The organism is Rhodococcus mengyinensis (genome assembly GCF_048381435.1).
GTDB classification, from domain to species: Bacteria; Actinomycetota; Actinomycetes; order Mycobacteriales; family Mycobacteriaceae; genus Rhodococcus_F; species Rhodococcus_F opacus_D.
This window is the reverse complement of record NZ_JBLWIT010000038.1, coordinates 61,645-80,704: the sequence shown is the minus strand read 5'-3', so window position 1 is coordinate 80,704 and position 19,060 is coordinate 61,645. Positions and strand designations below refer to the sequence as shown.

Sequence of the window (19,060 nt, the reverse complement as noted above, 5' to 3'; positions counted from 1 at the left end):
CCGAAAGCCCCGCATCACCTCACGGTGACGCGGGGCTTTCCGCTTTTCCTGCTTCCGCTTTCGGGGGCTGGTGTGCGGTGTCGGTGTGGAGTTCGACGACGAGGCGCGCGCCACCGAGCGGGCTGACCTCGAAACGTGCGCTGCCGTTGTGCAGTGCCGCCTGCTGCGCGACGAGCGCGAGGCCGAGGCCCGACCCGCTCTTCGTTGCGTTGGAACCGCGGTGGAACCGTTCGAACACCACGGCCCGTTCGGCCTCGGGCACCCCCGACCCGTTGTCGTCGACGATGACGGTGGTGATGCCGTCGGCCGCTCTCAGCGTGATGGTCACCGCGGTGGCGCCGCCGTGCCGGACCGCGTTCTTGATGGCGTTGTCCAGGGTGAGCCGCAGCCCACCGGGCATGCCCCGAACCGTCACCGGGGTCGCGTCGACGGTCACCTGCAGTCCCGGATTGTGACGCATCGCCTCCTCGGCGGCGAGGTCGCTGATGTCGACGAGGTCGCAGTCCACGAAGTCCTGGTCGGTGGACAGTTCGCCGCGGGCGAGGCGTTCGAGATCGGACAGCGTCGATTCCACCCGGTCTTGTGAGCGGGCGAGGTCGCGGAGGATCTCGTGCTGCTGATCCGGCGTCAGGTCGAGAGTGGTGAGGACCTCGAGGTCGGTGCGCATCGCGGTGAGCGGGGTCCGGAGTTCGTGTGCCGAGACGGCCGCGAAGTCGCGTGCGGTGGCGAGCGCGGCGGTGGTCGCGTCCTGCGCCTCCGCGACGTCGCGCAGCATCGATTCCGCAGCGGAGGCCAGTTCGTCCGCCTCCCGGACACCGGAGGTCGTGGGCGTCAGCTTCGGTTCGCGGCGCACGATGCGGCCGGTCAAGTCGACCAGCGGTCGCACGGCCCGACCGCCGAACAACCAGCCGAGACCGCTGGCCGCGGCGATGGCGAGCACTCCGACGAGGGCCACCTGTCGTTGCTGCTCCGACGTCACGTCCTGGGCTTCGGCGTACGGCACGGCCAGGGAGATCCGGGTGCCGAGGAGCGGAACGGTCGCGGTGTACGCCCGGTACTTCGTGTCACCGACCTCGACGGTCTGCTGGCCCGGGTCGAGTTCGGGCAGTTGGGTGGGGGTGCTGACGAGCACGGTGTCGCCGTCGGCCGAACGGATGGTGATGGCGAACGCACCCTTGTCGCCCAGTGCGCCGAGGAACAGTCCCGCGGTGGCCGCGTTGGGAACCAGGACGTCCGACGCCGTCTCCAGCCGCCGGTCGAGTTGTGACAGGTTGTTCCGGTTGATCGCCAGCGACACCAGGATGCCGAGGGCCACGACGATGATCGTCGCCCCCAGTGCGGTCGCGGCGGCCACGCGGGTCCGGAGGGAGAACGACCGTTTCACGACGGTTCCCGGAGCACGAACCCGACTCCGCGGACCGTGTGCAGGATGCGCGGTTGACCACCGACTTCGAACTTGCGACGCAGGTAGCCGACGAACACGTCCACCACGTTGGTGTCGGCGACGAAGTCGTAACCCCACACCAGTTCGAGGAGTCGCTCACGGCTCAGGACGATGCCGACGTTGCGGGCGAGAACCTCGAGGAGTTCGAATTCCCGTTTGGTCAGCGTGACCTCCTCGCCCGCCATGAAGACCCTGCGTGCGGACGTCCGGATCTCCAGCGCACCGACGCGGATCGGTGGGGTCGCGGGCGAGTCGGCCGGCGCGGCGGCCGTCGTTCCGTGCCGCCGCAGCATCGCCCGGATCCGAGCGATCAGTTCGGCGAGGACGAACGGCTTGACCAGGTAGTCGTCGGCGCCCGACTCGAGGCCGGAGATGCGGTCGTCGACGGTGTCGCGGGCGCTGAGCACGCAGATCGGGATGTCGTTGTTCATCGCGCGCAGGGCGGTCACCACGCCGGTGCCGTCGATGACCGGCATGTTCATGTCGAGCACCATCGCGTCCGGACGTCGTTCGCTGACCACCCGGAGCGCGTCGGCGCCGTCGACGGCCGTGAGGACGGTGAATCCGGACAGCCGCAGGCCGCGTTCGAGGGACGTCCGCACGTCCTCGTCGTCGTCGACCACGAGGACACTGGCTGAGTCGGTGACGGTCACTCCTGCATTGTGCCGTGAGCGCGACCACTGAGCGTGCGGATGGCAGTTGTGGGAGCGTGTCTCGTCCGTACACTCGTTGGAGATGTTTTCTTCGCTGCAGGCATTCGAACTGACCGAAACCAACCGTGACTGGCTGATTCACCGCCCGGCCGAGATCGCGACCTACGTCGTCCTGGCGCTCGTGCTGCGTTTCGCGTTGCACCGGATGATCGACCGGATGACGCGGCCCCGGGAGCCTTCCGACAAACCGGCCATGCTCCGACCCCTGCGGGAACGCGCCCCGCGCGGCGTCAAGGAGGCAATGGTCAACGAGCGCCGCGCGCAACGCGCCCGGACGATCGGGTCCGTCCTCAAATCGACGGTATCGATCGTGGTGCTCATCTGGGTGGTGCTCCAGGTTCTCGCCGTCCTCGGCGTCAACGTGGCCCCGTTCATCGCGTCGGCCGGTGTGATCGGTGTCGCACTCGGTTTCGGTGCGCAGAACCTCGTCCGGGACTTCCTGTCGGGCATCTTCATGCTGCTCGAGGATCAGTACGGGGTCGGGGACGTCGTGGACCTCGGCGAGGCCGTGGGAACGGTCGAGACGGTGGGTCTGCGGGTCACCACGATCCGCGACGTCAACGGCACCCTCTGGTACTGCCGCAACGGTGAGATCGTCCGCGTCGGCAACATGAGCCAGGGTTACGCGGTCGCGGTGGTCGATCTGCCGATCGCGCACGCCGCCAACGTGCAGCGGGCGTGCGAGGTGGCGCTGGAGGCCGTCACCGAGGCGGCGAAGGGTGAGGCGATCGCGGCCGACGTACTCGAACCCCCGGAACTGCTGGGCGTCAACTCGGTGACCGCGGAATCGGTCACACTGCGGATCACCGCGCGGACCAAGCCCGGCAGGCAGTGGGCGGTGCAGCGGACGTTCGCCCGCGCGGCGCTGTCGGCGTTCGAGCACTACGACATCGACGCGCCGTACCTGTCGGTGCTGTCGTCTGCTCGCTCCACCAACTGATCGGCCCGCGCTTCGTTACCGTGGCAGGTATGGACACCGCACTCGTCTGGTTCCGGCGCGACCTCCGGCTCGGTGATCTGCCGACGCTTCACACGGTGGCCGAGTCGGGGGCGCGGGCGCTCGGGCTGTTCGTCCTCGACGACCGGCTGCTGAAAACATCGGGCGGTGCTCGCCGGGACTTCCTGTTCCGCAGTCTCGCCGCACTGGACGACCAACTCGACGGCCGGTTGCTGGTGGTGAAGGGCGATCCCGTCGACGTGGTTCCGAGGGTCGCGAAGAAGGTATCCGCCGAAGAAGTGCACGTGAGCGCGGACTACGGGCCCTACGGTCGCGAGCGCGATGCCGCCGTCGCCGAGCATGTCGATCTGGTGGCCACCGGTTCGCCGTACGCGGTGGCGCCCGGCCGGGTGGCGAAGACGGACGGGGAGCCGTACCGCGTGTTCACCCCGTACTTCCGGCAGTGGCTCGAACACGGGTGGCGCGCGCCGATCGACACCGGGCCTGCGACGGTGGAGTGGGTCGACCCGGACGACGTGAAGGCGCGGCGGGTGACGATCCCCGAACCGGAATCCGACGGGTGCCCCGCGGGTGAGGCGGCGGCGCTGCAGCGGTGGGCGGAGTTCTGCGAGGACGACCTCGCCGGTTACGAGGATGCGCGGGATCGTCCCGGTCTCGACGCGACCAGCCGGATGTCGGTGTACCTGAAGTACGGCAACATTCATCCGCGGACGATGCTCCGCGATCTCGCGCGCCGCCGTAGCAAGAGCGCCGAGCAGTACCGGCGGCAGCTCGCGTGGCGGGACTTCTACGCCGACATCCTCTTCCAGCGTCCCGACAGCGCCCGCGGAAACTACGATCGCCGCTTCGACCACATCCGCTACGACAGCGGTCCCGACGCCGAGGAGGCGTACACGGCGTGGTGCGAGGGCCGCACAGGGTTCCCGATCGTCGACGCCGGGATGCGTCAGCTGAAGGCCGAAGCCTGGATGCACAATCGGGTGCGGATGATCGTCGCGTCGTTCTTCGTCAAGGATCTGCACCTGCCGTGGTGGCGGGGTGCCCGCTACTTCATGAACCAGCTCGTCGACGGGGATCTGGCGAACAATCAGCACGGCTGGCAGTGGACCGCGGGATCGGGGACGGACGCGTCGCCGTACTTCCGGGTGTTCAACCCGACGACGCAGGGGGAGAAGTTCGACCCCGACGGCGAGTACGTGCGGCGGTGGGTGCCCGAACTGCGTGGCATCCCGGGGAAGGCCGTTCACGCTCTGAAAGACGGTCGCCCCGAGGATTATCCGCCGCCGATCGTCGACCACGCCCACGAACGGCAGGAGGCCCTCGCCCGCTACGGCGAGATCAAGGCCCCGTGAGTACTTATTAACCGCGGGCGGTTAACAAGTACTCACAGGCGCTTTGCGCATGAGGAGCCCGAGGAACGCTGCCGCGGCGAGGACGATGACGAGTCCGCCGTAGATGCGGGTGGTGTCGACGAGGCCGACCTTTCCGACGAGATATCCGGCGATCAGTGCCGGAACGCTGTTGGCGAGGTAGGCGATCACGTAGATGCTCGACAGCAGGCCCGCGCGCTCGTGCGGTTCGGCGAGCGGCATGACGGTGCGGATGGTGCCCTGGAAGCCGGCGCCGAACCCGATGCCCGCCACCGCCGTTCCCGCGAGAATCCACAGCGCCGAGGACGTTTCGGCGCCGATCAGGGTGACGGCGACGCCGGCGACGAGGGCGGACGCGCCGACGTACAGGATGCGGCGTGCCGCCACGTTACGCAGCAGGAACACCGCGAATGCGCCGGTCCCGGTGAGCGTCGCGACCATGACGGCGCCGATCAGCGACGTGTGGACGTCGAGCGCGTTGCGGGCGAGCGAAGGTCCGAGTGACAGGTAGAAGCCGCCCAGCGCCCACACGGCGACCAGGCAGGGTCCGGTGAGGACGAGCATGCCCAGTGCGGTGGACGGGACCGCGAGCGTCGGCCGCATCGATGCCAGAGCCCCCCTCTGCCGGACCGCAGTCTCGGGTGCGGCCCAGATGCCGAGGATCTCGAGGAGGAACAGCGCGAAGAACACCAGGAACACGGTGCTGGTGGGCAGGGGAAGGTGCTCGCTGATCAGGCTCGATCCGATGGCGCCCAGTGCGAGGCCGACGGTGGGCGCGATGCTGTTGACGGTGGCGCCGCGTCCGGGCGTGCGTTCGAGGTCGAGGAGTGTGGAACCGAGTGCGCTGATCGCGGCGCCGGTGGCGAAACCCTGCACGACCCGGGCGAACAGCAGGAGGCCGATGCCTTCGGCCGTCGCGAACATGATCATCGAGGCGGCTTCGACCACGAGTGCCGTGATCAGCACGGGCCGACGGCCGACGTAGTCCGAGAGCGACCCGACGGTGAGCAGCGCCAGCAGCAGACTCACGGCGTAGATGCCGAAGACCAGGGTCGACTGCAGCGACGAGAAACCCCAGTTCGACTGGTACACCTCGTACAGCGGGGTGGGTGCGGCAGACGCGCCGAGCAGGGTGGCGATCACGACCGCGACGAGCGTGAAGGCGGCTCCTCGGCGCAGTGCGGGTCGAGACGTCGGTGGTGCTTCGGGCGCGGCAAGCGTCGTCATGGCGTACTCCCGGAAACATTAATGCAAAAGGTTTGCGTTAATGGACGCTACGCCGCCACCATTCTTAATGCAACGTCTTTGCGTTAGCATGGGGGCATGAGTCCGGCTCCAGGTCCACGCCCCGGTGGTCGCAGCGCCCGCATCCAGCAGGCGGTGCACGCGTCCACGCGCAAACTTCTCGACGAGCGCGACCGTGCGGACATCACCGTCCCGATGATCGCCGCCGACGCCGGGGTCACCCCGTCGACCATCTACCGGCGCTGGGGCGACATCACCGAATTGTTCGCGGACGTCGCGCTCGAACGTCTGCATCCCGACGCGCCCCCACGTGAAACCGGCAGTGTGCGAGGCGACCTCGTCGCCTGGGCGCAGGACTACCTCGAGGAGATGTCCTCGCCGGTTGGGCGGGCGGCACTGCGCGACGTCGTGATGAGCGCCGACACCCTCAGGTCCGAGGACGGCACCAATCAGTTCAAGTGCGCGACGTTCTGCCGCACCCAGATCGAGACGATCCTCGGACGCGGCGAACCCGTGCAGGGCGTGGTCGAGCACGTGATCGACCACGTCGTGGCGCCGATCATCTACCGCATCCTGTTCGACCTCGACCCCCTCGAACCGGACCGCGTCGAGGAACTGGTGGATCACGCACTCGACGCGGCCGTCCGGGTCTGAGAGGTCAGCCGCCCAGCTGCTTCTTCAGCGCGTCGAGCACGGCGACGTCCTCGATGGTGGAGGGCACCGTGTACTCCTCGTGGTCGGCGATCTGCCGCATCGTCTTGCGCAGGATCTTGCCCGAGCGGGTCTTGGGCAGCGCCTGCACGACCGTCACGTCGCGGAACGTGGCGACGGCGCCGATCTGCTCGCGCACCATCGCGACCAGTTCGTTGCGGAGTGTCTCCGGGTCGATCTCGACCCCGGCCTTGAGTACCACGTAACCGCTGGGCCGCTGGCCCTTGAGTTCGTCGCGGATCCCGACCACCGCGCACTCGGCGACCGCGGGGTGTCCCGCGACCACCGCCTCCATGCTGCCCGTCGAAAGCCGATGTCCGGCAACGTTGATGACGTCGTCGCTGCGGCCGAGGACGAACACGTACCCGTCCTCGTCGATGTAACCGGAGTCGCCGGTCAGGTAGTAGCCCTCGAACGTGGCGAGATACGACCGCACGTACCGCTCAGGGTCGCGCCACAACCCGGCTAGAGTGCCCGGGGGCAGCGGCAGTCCGATCACGATGTTGCCCTCGGCCCCGGCGGGAACCGTGTTCCCTTCGGCGTCGACCACCTGGACCCGGTACCCGGGCACCGGGACGGTGGGGGAGCCGGCCTTCAGCGGCATCGGTTCGAGCCCGCGCAGGTTGGAGCAGATCGCCCAGCCGGTCTCGGTCTGCCACCAGTGGTCGACGACGGGACGGCCGAGGACGCGGGTGGCCCACGCGTACGTGTCGGGGTCGAGGCGCTCGCCTGCCGCGAACAGCGTCTTCAGGGAGGAGATGTCGTACTTCTCGATCTCCTTCGCGTCGGGATCGGCCTTGCGGACGGCGCGGATCGCGGTCGGGGCGGTGAACAGCGCCGACACACCGTGATCGGAGATCACCCGCCAGAACGCGCCCGCATCCGGGGTCCCGACCGGCTTGCCCTCGTAGAGCACGGACGTGGCACCGGCCAGCAGCGGCCCGTAGACGATGTACGAGTGCCCGACCACCCAGCCCACGTCGGACGCGGTCCACCACACGTCGCCCGCGCCGATATCGTAGATGTTGCGCATCGACCACGTGAGCGCGACGGCGTGCCCGCCGTTGTCGCGGATCACGCCCTTCGGCTTCCCGGTGGTGCCGGACGTGTAGAGGATGTACAGCGGGTCCGTCGCGGCCACCGGAACCGGTTCCACGGGTGCCGCATCCGCCATCAGCGCATCCCAGTCGAACCACGCAGCCCCGTCACCCCGGTAGTCGGCGGCCGAACCGGGGACCTGCTCCCGGTCCTTGACGATCACCGTGTGCGGAGGGGTTCCGGACAACTCCAGCGCCTTCGCCACCATCGGCAGGTAGTCGACGGTGCGCCCCGGCTCGAGGCCACCCGACGCCGTCACCAGCACCACCGGCCCGGCGTCGTCGATGCGGGTCGCGAGTTCCTTCGCAGCGAAACCACCGAACACCACCGAGTGCACGGCGCCGATGCGGGCGCAGGCCAGCATCGCGATCGCCGCCTCGGGGATCATCGGCATGTAAACGATCACCCGGTCACCGGCCACCACACCCTGGTCCTTCAGGACGCCGGCGAACCGGGACACCTCGTCGAGAAGTTCTGCGTAGGTGTAGGTGCGGGATGCAGCGGGGGCCATCGCCGAGTCGTAGATCAACGCCGCCCGGTCCCCGTTGCCGTCCCGCACGTGCCGGTCGAGGGCGTTGAAGCAGGTGTTCAGCGTCGCGTCCGGAAACCACCGGTACATCGGGGCGGCGGAGTCGTCGAGCGCCTGCGTCGGCGGCGTCACCCACTCCACGGCCTCGGCGGCGGCGAGCCAGAAGTCCTCGGGACTGTCGGTGCTCCGGCGGTACACCTCGGCGTAGTTCTGGCCATGGTTGTCGCTCGAAGGCGGGGTCCCCGGGGAGCTCATCGATGCACGTCCTCTCGTCGTCGTGTGACCCGAAACACCCTATGCGACGTCGGCGCGCGATGATGCGGTCAGAGGCCGAGGGAACCGGCGATCATCGGCCAGGAGTTGTGCAGGTCGTCCTGCCAGTAGCCCCACGAGTGGGTGCCGGTGGGCCGGAAGTCGTACGTGGCCGGGATTCCCAGAGCGTTCAGCCTGTCGGCCAGCCGATGGGTGCACTCGTTGGTTCCGGCCTCGATGATGCCGCCGATGATCACCTGGTTGGCCAGCGTGCCTACATCTCCGTTGATGTCCGGGCCGTTGAGGTTCTCGTGGACGCCGGGCAGCCCGGTGGCGTTGCTGATGTACAGGTCGATGCCACGCAGCTTCTCGGCGTTGACGACGGGGTCGTTGGCCACCCACGCGGGGTCGTCGGGCGGTCCCCACATGTTCTCGACGTCGCCGCCTCGGAAGCTGACGACGAAGGTGACGTAGTCCCGGCCCGGTTTGGTGCTCGTCTCGGCGCACCCGCTGAACGCGCCGACGGCGCGATACAGCGACGGGGCCGCCTCGGCCAGGCTCAGGACGGATGTGCCCGACATCGACAGACCCGCGATGGCATTCTCACCGTTCGTTCCGAGTGTGGCGTCGACGATCGGGGGAAGTTCCTCGGTGAGGAAGGTGGTCCACTTGTTCACGCCGAGGACGGGATCGGGCTTCTCCCAGTCGGTGTAGTAGCTGTACGCCCCGCCGACGGGAGTGACGACGTTGACGTTCTTGTCGGCGAAGAAGTCGACCACGTCGGTCCTCGCCTGCCAGGTTGCCGAATCCTCGCCGCCGCCGGCGCCGTTGAGCAGATACAGGGTCGGCCGGGGCACGCTCGTGTCGGCCGGGCGGATCACCTCGAGGAGAATCACTTTCTCCATCGCCGCCGAGTAGACGTACATGTTCAGCTGACGGTCGTCGATCTCCTCGACGTGGTCGAGGACGGAACCGTCTGCCGACGCCGGCTTGTCGGCGGGAAGGGCCCGCCACTCGTCCGCCGACGCCGCTGCCACCTGACCGAACATGGCCGACGACGCAACGACGGCGACCGCCAGGAGTGCCCGACAGTGTCCGATCGCGCTCATAGCCGCTCCTCGTGCTTTGACTGCGGTGCCCGACAACCGTCCGGTGAATACTCAGAACATTTCCCCTTCACGGTAACCGGCAAACATTCCCGGGGCGGCTGAACGGACACCGGACTTCGTCGCGACGTCGGCCCTATCGTGGAAGCATGACGCTGCTCGCCGAAGACCTGCTGTTGCTGCTGCTCGACGACACGTCGGGAAAGCCCGTCGTCGACGGGACCCGGATGCCGCGCGTCCTCGCCGGCGCCGTTCTGCTGGAACTGGCCCTGGGCGACGTCGTCACCCCGGCCGAACCCGGCGAGGATGTGAAGAAGGGGCGTCTCGTCGTCCGGGACGGAGCGCGCCCGCAGGATCCGCTGCTCGCCCGGGCCGTCGACCTCATCGGTACGGCCAAGCCGATGAAACCGGAAGCAGCCATCGAGAAGCTCGCCAAGAACCTGCGCGACGAACTCGTGAAGCGCATCGTCGACGCGGGATGGGTCCGCGAGGAGAAGGGCAAGGTGCTGGGCATCTTCCCCACCACCCGGTGGCCGGAGGTCGACGGCAGCCACGAACGCGCGCTGCGGTCCGAACTGGGCGCCGCGCTCCTCGACGGGGTCGCTCCCACTCCACGCACCGCCGCGCTCGTCTCGCTGCTGTCCGCCGTCGACGCGGCCCCGAAGCTGTTCCCGGACGCCGACCGTCGCGCCGTGAAGAAACGGGCGAAGGAGATCGCCGAAGGGGACTGGGCAGGCACTGCCGTGCGCAAGTCGGTCGAGGCCGTCAACGCCGCAATCATCGTCGCCGCCACCGTGCCTGTCATCGTGGCGGGGAGTGGCTAGGCGGTGGGCTCTTCTTCGGGGTCTTGTGGAGCGCAAGGGATTTCGCTAGGATAGAACACATGTTCGATACGGGGGTATTCGATCGGGGGGTTCGCGAGACGGTGCGCTGTCTCGTCGACGGGGAATCCGATGTGGGTCTGGTCGAGTTGATGACCGACCTGCATCGCAGTGAATCGGTGGTGGCCGAACGGAAGCTGGCGGTCATCGCCGAGCTTTTCGTGCGCCGCACTGCCGAGGTCGAGTCCGACGGGGCGTGGACGTCGACCGCGCACGAAGTTGTCGAGGCCGAGATCGGTGCCGCGCTCACCATGGGCCGAGCGGCGGCGGGTCGGCTGATCGGCCTGGGTATGTCGCTACGTACCCGGTTGCACGCCACACGCGAGGCCATGGCGCGCGGTGATCTCGACATGTACCGGGTGCGCCTGATCGAGGACGCGACGGCAAACGTCAGCGATGGCCAGATCGGCGAGGTCGAACATCAACTCCTCGAACAGGTTCTGGTCCCACTACGCTCCGGTGGAACCGGGTTGACCGGCCGCAGGCTGACGAATGCCGCCAACCGCATCATCGCAAGGCTCGACCCGGCAGGGGTGCAGGCCAAGCGGGAGAAGGCGCAGGCAGACCGGTTCGTCGGAGTCGGCGCGGCCGAGGACGGCATGTGCCGAATCCTCGGATCCATCCCTGCGGCGCAGGGTCGCGCATTCGACGCGAGATTGCGTGAACTGGCAAACACTGTGTGCCCGAACGACCTTCGAACGTACGAACAGAGGCGGGCCGACGGATTGTCCGCGCTCATCGACGGGGTCGGGTTCGTGCACTGTGAATGCGGGCGGGTCGATTGCGGCCAGGACTCCCGCATCGCGACGACCGCGCGCAAGCCCCTCGTGCACCTGATCATGCTCGACTCCACACTTGCGGGCGACGACGAACCGGCCTACCTCGACGGCTACGGAATCGTCGACGCGGCGCACGCACGCGAGATCGCGGCCGTCGCGGAAGTCGAACCGGTGCGGGCACCGAGCTCTGTCGTCCCGACCATGTACCGTCCCGGCACCGTGCTCGACACCTGGATGCGGGTGCTGGTCGGCGGGTGCGAATGGTTGCACTGCGATGTGGCGGCCTGGAACACGGACCTCGATCATCATCGGCCGTTCGACCATTCCGATCCCGCGGCCGGAGGTCCGACAGTGGCCGGGAACATGACTGCTTACTGTCGAAATCACCACCGGCTCAAACATTCCGGTCACTGGAGGGTGACCGCTGGCGGTGGAATCGAGTTGGTCGCGCCCACCGGTCACCGATACCGACCGCGGCCGTCGGGTCTCCTGGGTGCCGGAAGTGACCCGGCCGCGGCCGCGAGTGGCCATGCCAAGACCGCGGCCCGCCGCCGCACCCGTGCGCAGAACACCGCTGCCCGGATTCGGGCGGAGCGCCGCCGACGGCAGGCGCACCTGGATGCGGTCCGGCACCGGTCGCCCGGTGCACGTGCATCCGAGGCCTACGCGACCGACGAACCCGCGCCGTTCTGACCGGCGGTGCTCCGGGCCCACCGCCTGCGCGCCGAAAAGGGTTACCGTGGAATGTAGGTGGTTAGCAAGAGTAAAGAACTGTCAATGTGATTGCTACGGTTCCGACTCGGTTCGCCACCTCGCAACTGACCACGCGCTGAAGGAAGGCGCCAGCGACAGTCGGAGGAACACATGTGCGGAATCGCCGGATGGATCTCGTTCGAACGCGATCTACGCGTCGAACAGTCCACCGTGGATGTCATGGCCGAGACGATGAACTGCCGGGGGCCGGACGATCGCGGCACCTGGGTCGTCGAACACGCCGCGCTCGGGCATCGAAGGCTCGCGATCATCGATCTGCCGGGTGGGCATCAGCCGATGAGCGTGGACACCCCCGGCGGGACCGTTGCGATGGTCTACTCCGGTGAGGTGTACAACTTCGGTGAACTGCGCGAGGAGCTGTACGGGCGCGGTCACCGATTCGCCACCGACTCCGACACCGAGGTGGTGCTCCACGGATACCTGGAGTGGGGAGAGGCCGTCGCGGAGCGGCTCAACGGCATGTATGCCTTCGCCATCTGGGATTCGCGGACCGACACCCTCGTGATGATCCGCGACCGGATGGGCATCAAGCCGGTCTACTACTACGAGACCCGAGACGGTGTCCTGTTCGGTTCGGAACCCAAAGCGATCCTTGCTAATCCGATCGCCGAGTCGACCGTCACGATGGACGGGATCCGGGAACTGTTCGCGTTCGTGAAGACACCGGGACACGCCGTGTGGGACGGCATGCGTGAGGTGGAACCGGGCACGGTGGTCACCGTCTCGCGCACCGGACTGCGGGCGCACAGGTACTGGACCCTGCAGACCCGTCCGCACACCGACGACCGGGACACCTCCGTCGCGCACGTCCGTGAACTCCTCGACGACATCGTGCGCAGGCAACTGGTCGCCGACGTGCCGCGCTGCACCCTGCTGTCCGGTGGTCTCGACTCGTCCGCGATGACCGGCATCGCCGCCGAGCAGCTCGCCGAGGTCGGTGAGACGGTCCGCACGTTCGCCGTCGACTTCGTCGGTCAGACCGAACATTTCGTGGCCGACGAACTGCGGGGCACCCCGGACACTCCGTACGTGCACGACGTGGCCCGGCGGTCCCGGACCGCGCACCAGGACATCGTCCTCGACTCCGACGCACTCGCGGACCCCGCCGTGCGCGCGAAGGTCATCCGGGCACGCGACATCCCCATGGGCCTCGGCGACATGGACGCCTCGCTGTATCTGCTGTTCAAGGCGATCCGTCAGCACTCCACGGTGGCGCTGTCGGGTGAGTCGGCCGACGAGGTGTTCGGCGGATACAAGCAGTTCTTCGACCCGAAGGCGCAGCAGGCGAACACCTTCCCGTGGCTCGTGCAGGTCGCCGAGCACTTCGGCGACGAGAGCAACATCTTCACCCCGGAGGTCACGGCGGGGCTGAACATGGACGACTACGTGCAGGACTCGTACGACGCAGCCGTGTCCGGGATCGACCGGCTGGACGGCGAATCCGACTTCGAGTGGCGGATGCGCAAGATCTGTTACCTCCATCTGACGCGTTTCGTCCGCGTGCTGCTCGACCGCAAGGACCGCGCGAGCATGGCCGTCGGACTCGAGGTCCGGGTGCCGTTCTGCGATCACCGGCTGGTCGAGTATGTCTACAACACGCCGTGGTCGCTGAAGACGTTCGACGGCAAGGAGAAATCGTTGCTGCGGGCGGCGACCAGGGATGTGCTGCCGCAGTCGGTGATCGACCGGGTGAAGTCGCCGTACCCGTCCACCCAGGACCCGAAGTATGCGGTGGCGTTGCAGCAGCACGGCAAGGACCTGCTCAGCGATCCCTCGCACCCGGTGTTCGGCCTGGTCAGTGCGGACTGGCTGTCTCGGGCGGTGTCCGTCGACACCCCGCAGATCAATCAGGTGTCGCGTCGCGGACTCGAGCGCACGCTCGACCTCGCGCTGTGGATGGACATGTACAACCCGACGATCAAACTGTCTTAGTCCAGGCCGAGGTTCCGGTAGCGGGCGAGCCGGGCCGCGAAGCGTTCGCTCTCGGGAACCCCGGTCAGGGCACGGAGTTCCCGGGAGATGGCCTCGCCGACCCGCTTGGAGAAATCGACGGCCTCGTCGGCGGCGTCCGGATGCTCGGGGATGATGGCGTCGATGACGCCGTCGCGCAGCAGGTCGAGCGAACGGATGCCCTGCGCGGCCGCCATCTCGGGGGCGTGCGAGGTATCGCGGTGGACGATCGCGCTGGCGCCTTCGGGAGGAAGCGGGGCCAGCCACCCGTTCTGCGCGGCGAGCACCCGGTCGGCAGGGAGGAAGGCGAGCGCCCCGCCGCCCGTGCCCTGACCGAGCAGGACGGACACGGTCGGCGTCTTCAACGTCACGAGGTCGGAGATGCAGCGGGCGATCTCAGGGGCCAGGCCGCGTTCCTCCGCTTCCTGAGACAGCGCTGCACCGAGGGTGTCGATCACCAGGACCAGGGGGATCTGCAGCTCCTCGGCCAACCGCATGCCGCGGCGGGCCTCGCGGAGGGCGGCGGGCCCCATTGTGTTCAGGGCCGACTGCCCGGCGCGGTCCTGGCCGAGCAACACGCACGGCGCGCCTCGGAAACGAGCCAGCGACAGCAGCACCGTCCCCTCGGTTTCGCCCTGACCGGTGCCGCTGAGGGGCACCTGCTCGGTGGCCGCGTGCCGTAGCAGGTGTCGGATGCCGGGCCGGTCGGCGCGCCGCGACAGCATCACCGACTGCCACGCGGGCACGTCGGGAATGTCGACGTCCGGCGCCGGTTCGGTGACGGTGGCGGTCGACGTCGGCGGATCGATCAGCACCCGCAACGCCCGGTGGACGAGCCGGCGCAGGCGCGTGGCGGGGACGACGCCGTCGATGACGCCGTTGCGGTACAGGTTCTCGGACGTCTGCACGCCCTCGGGGAACTTCTCGCCGTACAGGGCCTCGTAGACGCGGGGTCCGAGGAACCCCACGAGTGCACCGGGTTCGGCCACCGTGATGTGCCCGAGGGAACCCCAGGACGCGAACACGCCGCCGGTGGTCGGGTTCCGCAGGTACACCAGGTAGGGGAGATGGGCGGCCTTGTGAGTGGCGACGGCCGCCGCGATCTTCACCATCTGCACGAAGGCGACGGTGCCCTCCTGCATGCGCGTGCCGCCCGATGTGGGCGAGGCGAGCAGGGGGAGACCCTCACGGGTGGCGCGTTCGATGGCGGAGACGATCCGCTCGGCGGCGGCTACGCCGATCGAACCGGCCAGGAACGCGAACTCGCACGCGATCACCGCGACCGGGCGCCCGCGAACGGTGCCGACGCCGGTGATCACCGATTCGTCGACACCCGACTTCTCGGCGGCCTTCTGCAGGTCGGCGCGGTACTTCTCGTTCGGCCGCGCATCGACGGGTGTGGTGTCCCAGGAGACGAAGCTGCCTGCGTCCAGTACCAACTCGAGCACGTCGTGGGCGGAAATCTTGGCGGCCATGGCCCTGAGAGTAGCGGTCGGTCCGGGGCGGCAGATGTCTGCTACGGCGGGTGACGGTCGCCCACCCGGCCGCCCACACAGCCGGAACACCGCAAACAGCGCCCGGGTGGAACCCGGCAATTGACACCGAGACCGCTGTCGCGGTGTCTAAAGTCAGATGGGTTGACGCAGGTCGGGTACGAGAACGACGACACATTTCCCGAGTGGAGCAGTCATATGGACCTCAACACCATCACCGATGTCGTTCGGCGTCCAGCCGACCGTCCGGGTGCGGCGTGGCGGGAAGGCGACGCGTGGCTGGCCGGGGGAACGTGGCTGTTCTCCGAGCCTCAGCCCGACCTGCGCCGTCTCGTCGATCTCACGACGCTCGGCTGGGAGACCCTGCTGCCGAGCGACGCGGGCCTCGAGATCGGCGCGACGTGCACGATTCGTGAGCTGTATGCGCTTGCGCCGCCGGACGACTGGAGAGCCGCCTCGCTGTTCGGAACGAGTTGCGAGGCCTTCCTGGCGTCGTTCAAGGTCTGGAATTCGGCGACGGTGGGCGGCAACATCTGCATGTCGCTTCCCGCGGGCCCGATGATCACGATGGCGGTCGCGCTCGAGGCGACGTACACACTGTGGGCCGCCGACGGGTCCGAGCGCACCGTCGACGCCGCCGACTTCGTCACGGGCAACCGCGAGAACGTGCTCACACCGGGTGAGATCCTGCGCCGCATCGACATCCCGATCGGTGCCCTCCGCAAGCGTCACACGCATCGGCGCTTCACCCTCACGCGCCTCGGCCGTTCGACGGTGTTCATGATCGGCACCCAGGCGCCCGGCGGCGACGACCTGCTGCTCACGATCACGGCGGGCACCACCCGTCCGGTCCGGCTGGCCTTCGACGCCGTACCCGACGCCGGCTCGCTCCAGCACAGCATCGACGCGATACCCGACGACGTGTGGTTCGACGATCCCAACGGCACCCCCGACCACCGTCGCCACCTGACGAAGCACTTCGCCGAGGAGATCCGGACCGAGTTCACCGCAGGAGACCGGCAATGACGTACACCGTGAACGGCAGGGCGTTCGACGAGGAACCGAATCCCGGGCAGTGTCTGCGCACGTTCGTGCGGTCGCTCGGTCATCACGGCGTCAAGAAGGGTTGCGACGCAGGCGATTGCGGAGCCTGCACGGTGTGGCTCGACGGCGATCCCGTGCACAGTTGCATCACGCCCGCGTTCCGCGCGGAGGGGCGGGAGGTGACCACCATCGAGGGCCTCGGTTCGCCGGACGACCTGCATCCGCTGCAGCGGCAGTTCCGTGACGCCCCCGGGTTCCAGTGCGGATTTTGCACCGCGGGCATGATCATGACGTCGGCGACGTTCACCGACGCCCAGAAGGAAGACCTGCCACGCGCGCTGAAGGGCAATCTCTGCCGCTGCACCGGCTATCGGGCCATCGAAGATGCCGTGAACGGTGTCGCCGCGGTGGAGGTCGCCGAGCCGGGGCGCGCGGTCGGCACCAGCGTCGGGGCACCCGCGGCCACCGATGTGGTGACCGGCCGCGCCGAGTTCACCATGGACACCGAGATCGAGGGCATGCTGCACCTCGAGGTGCTGCATTCTCCGCATGCGCACGCCCGCATCGTGTCGATCGACACGACGGCGGCGCTCGCCGTCCCCGGCGTGCACCGCGTGTACACGTGGGAGGACGTGCCCCGGAAGCGGTTCACGACCGCCATCCACACCGATCATCTCGTCGACCCCGACGACACGTACATCCTCGACGACACGGTCCGCTTCGTCGGTCAGCGGGTGGTCGCGGTGCTGGCCGACACGGTCGGCGCCGCGGAGGAGGGGTGCCGCAGGGTGGTGGTCGAATACGACGTGCTGCCCGCGGTGTTCGACCCGGAGGAGGCGATGGCCGACGGTGCACCGCAGTTGCACGGTTCGGACGACCCGTTCGTGCGGGATCCCGTGCACAACATCCTGCTCGAGCTCCACGGGGAGGTTGGTGACATCGAGGCGGGGTTCGCCGAGGCCGACGTGATCCACGAGGGCACCTACTTCACCCCGCGCGTGCAGCACGCTCATCTCGAGACGCACGGGTCGATCGCCTGGATGGAGGACGGCCGCCTGCACGTGCGCACGAGTTCGCAGTCGCCGTCGATCGCGAAGGTCAAGCTGGCTCACCTGTTCGACCTGCGCCCCGACCAGTTGCGCGTGTTCTGTATGCGCGTCGGGGGTGGTTTCGGCGGCAAACAGGAGGTGATCTCGGAGGATCTGGTCGCGCTCGCCACCCTCGACACGGGCAGGCCCGTCTGCTTCGAGTTCACTCGGGAGGAAGAGTTCACGACGGCGTCGCCGCGGCACCCGATGAAGCTGACGATCACGCTCGGCGCCCGGGCCGACGGCACACTCACGGCATTCCAGGTGCGCAACGTGTCGAACACGGGCGCGTACGGCAACCACGGCGGCGAGACGTTGTTCGCCGCCGGTGCCGCCATCTCGGCGTACCGGTGTCTCAACAAGAAGTTCGATGGGTATTCCGTCTACACGAACAGCGTGCCCAGCGGAGCGCTGCGCGGGTACGGCATGACCCAGCCCGCCTTCGCGGTGGAGTCCGCCATGCACGAGCTGGCAGTCGCGCTCGACATCGACCCGCTCGAGTTGCGGCGCCGCAACATCGTCCGCCCCGGTGACTCACTCGTCGCGATCGACGACGGTCCCGACGACGTCGTGTTCGCGGAGGACGGGCTCGGGCAGTGCATCGACCTCGTCGACGCCGCACTGAGGCGGACCGCGAACGGGCAGGTGCTGGGCGACGACTGGCTCGTCGGCGAGGGCACCGCGAGCTCGCTACACGAGACGGCGCCCCCGACCGAACATATCTCCGAGGCGTGGGCGACGCTCGGCGACGACGGCGTGTACGAACTCGCCGTCGGCACCGTCGAATTCGGTGAGGGGACGTCGACTGCACACGTGCAGATCGCGGCCACCCACCTCGGCACCACCCCGTCGCGGGTGCGTCTCGTGCAGTCCGACACCGACCGTACGGGCTTCGACACGGGGGCGTTCGCCAGCGCCGGCCTCTTCGTCGCGGGCAACGCCGTGTCGCGGGCGTCGGAGGCCCTGCGCGACCGCATCCTGGCCTTCGCCGCCGCGCACACCGGGGTCGACGTCGCGTCCTGCTCGATGGACGACGACGGGGTGCTCTGCGACGGCACGCGCGTGCCGCTGACCGAACTCCTCGACGCCGCCCGCCGGCGCGGCATCCGGTTCACCGAGGCGCGCAAGGCGTACGGGTCGCCGCGCAGCGTCGTCTCCAACACCCACGGTTTCCGCATCGCCGTCCACCGCGTGACGGGCGAGATCCGCATCCTCTACAGCGTCCACGCCACGGACGCCGGGGTAATCATCAACCCGGTGCAGGTCCGCGGCCAGATCGAGGGCGGCGTCGCCCAGGGCATCGGCTTCGCGCTGACCGAGAACTTCCACGTCGACGACAACGGCGTGATGATCAACCCCAGCCTGCGCAACTACCGCATCCCCACCTACGCCGACATTCCCCGCACCGAAGTGCTGCTGGTCGATTCGATGGATTCCGTCGGACCGATGCGTGCGAAGGGAATGGCGGAGTGCTGCATCAACCCGGTGGCGCCCGCGCTGGCCAACGCCCTGGAAAACGCGACGGGCGTGCGTTTTCGCGAGTTGCCGCTCACCCCCGAGCGGATCTACCACCGAATCGGCGAGAACCGATCGGTTCCGACGACCTGAGCCGTGAGGAGAGGGCG

General features: G+C 68.3%; 14 protein-coding genes. 8 read left to right on the top strand and 6 right to left on the bottom strand.

The annotated features are described in order from the left end of the window. Positions 1–19: 19 nt before the first annotated feature. Positions 20–1,384, bottom strand: a complete 1,365-nt coding sequence (locus ACNJ7E_RS05110; protein WP_280778591.1) for a sensor histidine kinase — start codon at positions 1,382–1,384, stop codon at positions 20–22. Beyond that, positions 1,381–2,097 (bottom strand): response regulator transcription factor, encoded by a 717-nt coding sequence (locus ACNJ7E_RS05105; RefSeq protein WP_005263316.1) that lies wholly within the window; start codon positions 2,095–2,097, stop codon positions 1,381–1,383. The genes ACNJ7E_RS05110 and ACNJ7E_RS05105 overlap by 4 nt, the downstream gene beginning before the upstream one ends. Positions 2,098–2,179: 82 nt before the next feature. On the opposite strand from ACNJ7E_RS05105, the gene ACNJ7E_RS05100 reads away from it, so the two are divergent. After that, the gene (locus tag ACNJ7E_RS05100) at positions 2,180–3,097 is read left to right on the top strand and encodes a mechanosensitive ion channel family protein (RefSeq protein ID WP_418339307.1); all 918 of its coding nucleotides are present in this window, start codon (positions 2,180–2,182) and stop codon (positions 3,095–3,097) included. Positions 3,098–3,126: 29 nt separating this feature from the next. Beyond that, entirely contained in the window at positions 3,127–4,467 is a 1,341-nt protein-coding gene (locus ACNJ7E_RS05095) for a cryptochrome/photolyase family protein (RefSeq protein WP_280778588.1), read from the top strand. Positions 4,468–4,488: 21 nt separating this feature from the next. Here the strand turns inward: ACNJ7E_RS05095 and ACNJ7E_RS05090 are convergent, their stop codons facing one another. Then, entirely contained in the window at positions 4,489–5,712 is a 1,224-nt protein-coding gene (locus ACNJ7E_RS05090; RefSeq protein WP_283351516.1) for an MFS transporter, read from the bottom strand. 96 nt (positions 5,713–5,808) lie between these two features. Here ACNJ7E_RS05090 and ACNJ7E_RS05085 point away from each other — a divergent pair, with 96 nt between their 5' ends. Next, on the top strand, positions 5,809–6,384 hold the full coding sequence (locus ACNJ7E_RS05085; RefSeq protein ID WP_280778586.1) for a TetR/AcrR family transcriptional regulator: 576 nt from the start codon (positions 5,809–5,811) through the stop codon (positions 6,382–6,384). A 4-nt stretch (positions 6,385–6,388) separates the two neighbouring features. Here the strand turns inward: ACNJ7E_RS05085 and ACNJ7E_RS05080 are convergent, their stop codons facing one another. After that, a complete protein-coding gene (locus tag ACNJ7E_RS05080) occupies positions 6,389–8,323 on the bottom strand; it encodes a propionyl-CoA synthetase (RefSeq protein ID WP_280778585.1) in 1,935 nt (644 codons plus the stop codon). 68 nt (positions 8,324–8,391) lie between these two features. Further along, positions 8,392–9,429, bottom strand: a complete 1,038-nt coding sequence (locus tag ACNJ7E_RS05075; protein WP_280778584.1) for an alpha/beta hydrolase — start codon at positions 9,427–9,429, stop codon at positions 8,392–8,394. 146 nt (positions 9,430–9,575) lie between these two features. Here ACNJ7E_RS05075 and ACNJ7E_RS05070 point away from each other — a divergent pair, with 146 nt between their 5' ends. From ACNJ7E_RS05070 to asnB, 3 genes are all read left to right on the top strand, one after another. Next, on the top strand, positions 9,576–10,250 hold the full coding sequence (locus tag ACNJ7E_RS05070) for a GOLPH3/VPS74 family protein (RefSeq protein ID WP_280778583.1): 675 nt from the start codon (positions 9,576–9,578) through the stop codon (positions 10,248–10,250). Between the two features lie 59 nt (positions 10,251–10,309). Then, a complete protein-coding gene (locus tag ACNJ7E_RS05065; RefSeq protein WP_418339306.1) occupies positions 10,310–11,779 on the top strand; it encodes an HNH endonuclease signature motif containing protein in 1,470 nt (489 codons plus the stop codon). 171 nt (positions 11,780–11,950) lie between these two features. Continuing rightward, on the top strand, positions 11,951–13,792 hold the full coding sequence (gene asnB, locus ACNJ7E_RS05060) for an asparagine synthase (glutamine-hydrolyzing) (RefSeq protein WP_418339305.1): 1,842 nt from the start codon (positions 11,951–11,953) through the stop codon (positions 13,790–13,792). Here asnB and ACNJ7E_RS05055 read toward each other — a convergent pair. Continuing rightward, a complete protein-coding gene (locus ACNJ7E_RS05055; RefSeq protein ID WP_280778580.1) occupies positions 13,789–15,285 on the bottom strand; it encodes an acetyl-coenzyme A carboxylase carboxyl transferase subunits beta/alpha in 1,497 nt (498 codons plus the stop codon). The two genes, asnB and ACNJ7E_RS05055, sit on opposite strands and share 4 nt — an antisense overlap. A gap of 216 nt (positions 15,286–15,501) precedes the next feature. Between ACNJ7E_RS05055 and ACNJ7E_RS05050 the strand changes: the two genes are divergently transcribed. Next, on the top strand, positions 15,502–16,329 hold the full coding sequence (locus ACNJ7E_RS05050) for an FAD binding domain-containing protein (RefSeq protein ID WP_418339304.1): 828 nt from the start codon (positions 15,502–15,504) through the stop codon (positions 16,327–16,329). After that, the gene (locus ACNJ7E_RS05045) at positions 16,326–19,043 is read left to right on the top strand and encodes a molybdopterin-dependent oxidoreductase (protein ID WP_280778578.1); all 2,718 of its coding nucleotides are present in this window, start codon (positions 16,326–16,328) and stop codon (positions 19,041–19,043) included. Before ACNJ7E_RS05050 ends, ACNJ7E_RS05045 begins: the two co-directional genes overlap by 4 nt. Positions 19,044–19,060: the final 17 nt, after the last annotated feature.

Coding starts and splice junctions, on each gene's coding strand:
- ACNJ7E_RS05090 (WP_283351516.1), bottom strand. CDS start 5,712: ATGACGACGCTTGCCGCGCCCGAAGCACCACCGACGTCTCGACCCGCA.
- ACNJ7E_RS05045 (WP_280778578.1), top strand. CDS start 16,326: ATGACGTACACCGTGAACGGCAGGGCGTTCGACGAGGAACCGAATCCC.
- ACNJ7E_RS05075 (WP_280778584.1), bottom strand. CDS start 9,429: ATGAGCGCGATCGGACACTGTCGGGCACTCCTGGCGGTCGCCGTCGTT.
- ACNJ7E_RS05050 (WP_418339304.1), top strand. CDS start 15,502: ATGGACCTCAACACCATCACCGATGTCGTTCGGCGTCCAGCCGACCGT.
- ACNJ7E_RS05070 (WP_280778583.1), top strand. CDS start 9,576: ATGACGCTGCTCGCCGAAGACCTGCTGTTGCTGCTGCTCGACGACACG.
- ACNJ7E_RS05100 (WP_418339307.1), top strand. CDS start 2,180: ATGTTTTCTTCGCTGCAGGCATTCGAACTGACCGAAACCAACCGTGAC.
- ACNJ7E_RS05085 (WP_280778586.1), top strand. CDS start 5,809: ATGAGTCCGGCTCCAGGTCCACGCCCCGGTGGTCGCAGCGCCCGCATC.
- ACNJ7E_RS05065 (WP_418339306.1), top strand. CDS start 10,310: ATGTTCGATACGGGGGTATTCGATCGGGGGGTTCGCGAGACGGTGCGC.
- asnB (WP_418339305.1), top strand. CDS start 11,951: ATGTGCGGAATCGCCGGATGGATCTCGTTCGAACGCGATCTACGCGTC.
- ACNJ7E_RS05095 (WP_280778588.1), top strand. CDS start 3,127: ATGGACACCGCACTCGTCTGGTTCCGGCGCGACCTCCGGCTCGGTGAT.
- ACNJ7E_RS05080 (WP_280778585.1), bottom strand. CDS start 8,323: ATGAGCTCCCCGGGGACCCCGCCTTCGAGCGACAACCATGGCCAGAAC.
- ACNJ7E_RS05055 (WP_280778580.1), bottom strand. CDS start 15,285: ATGGCCGCCAAGATTTCCGCCCACGACGTGCTCGAGTTGGTACTGGAC.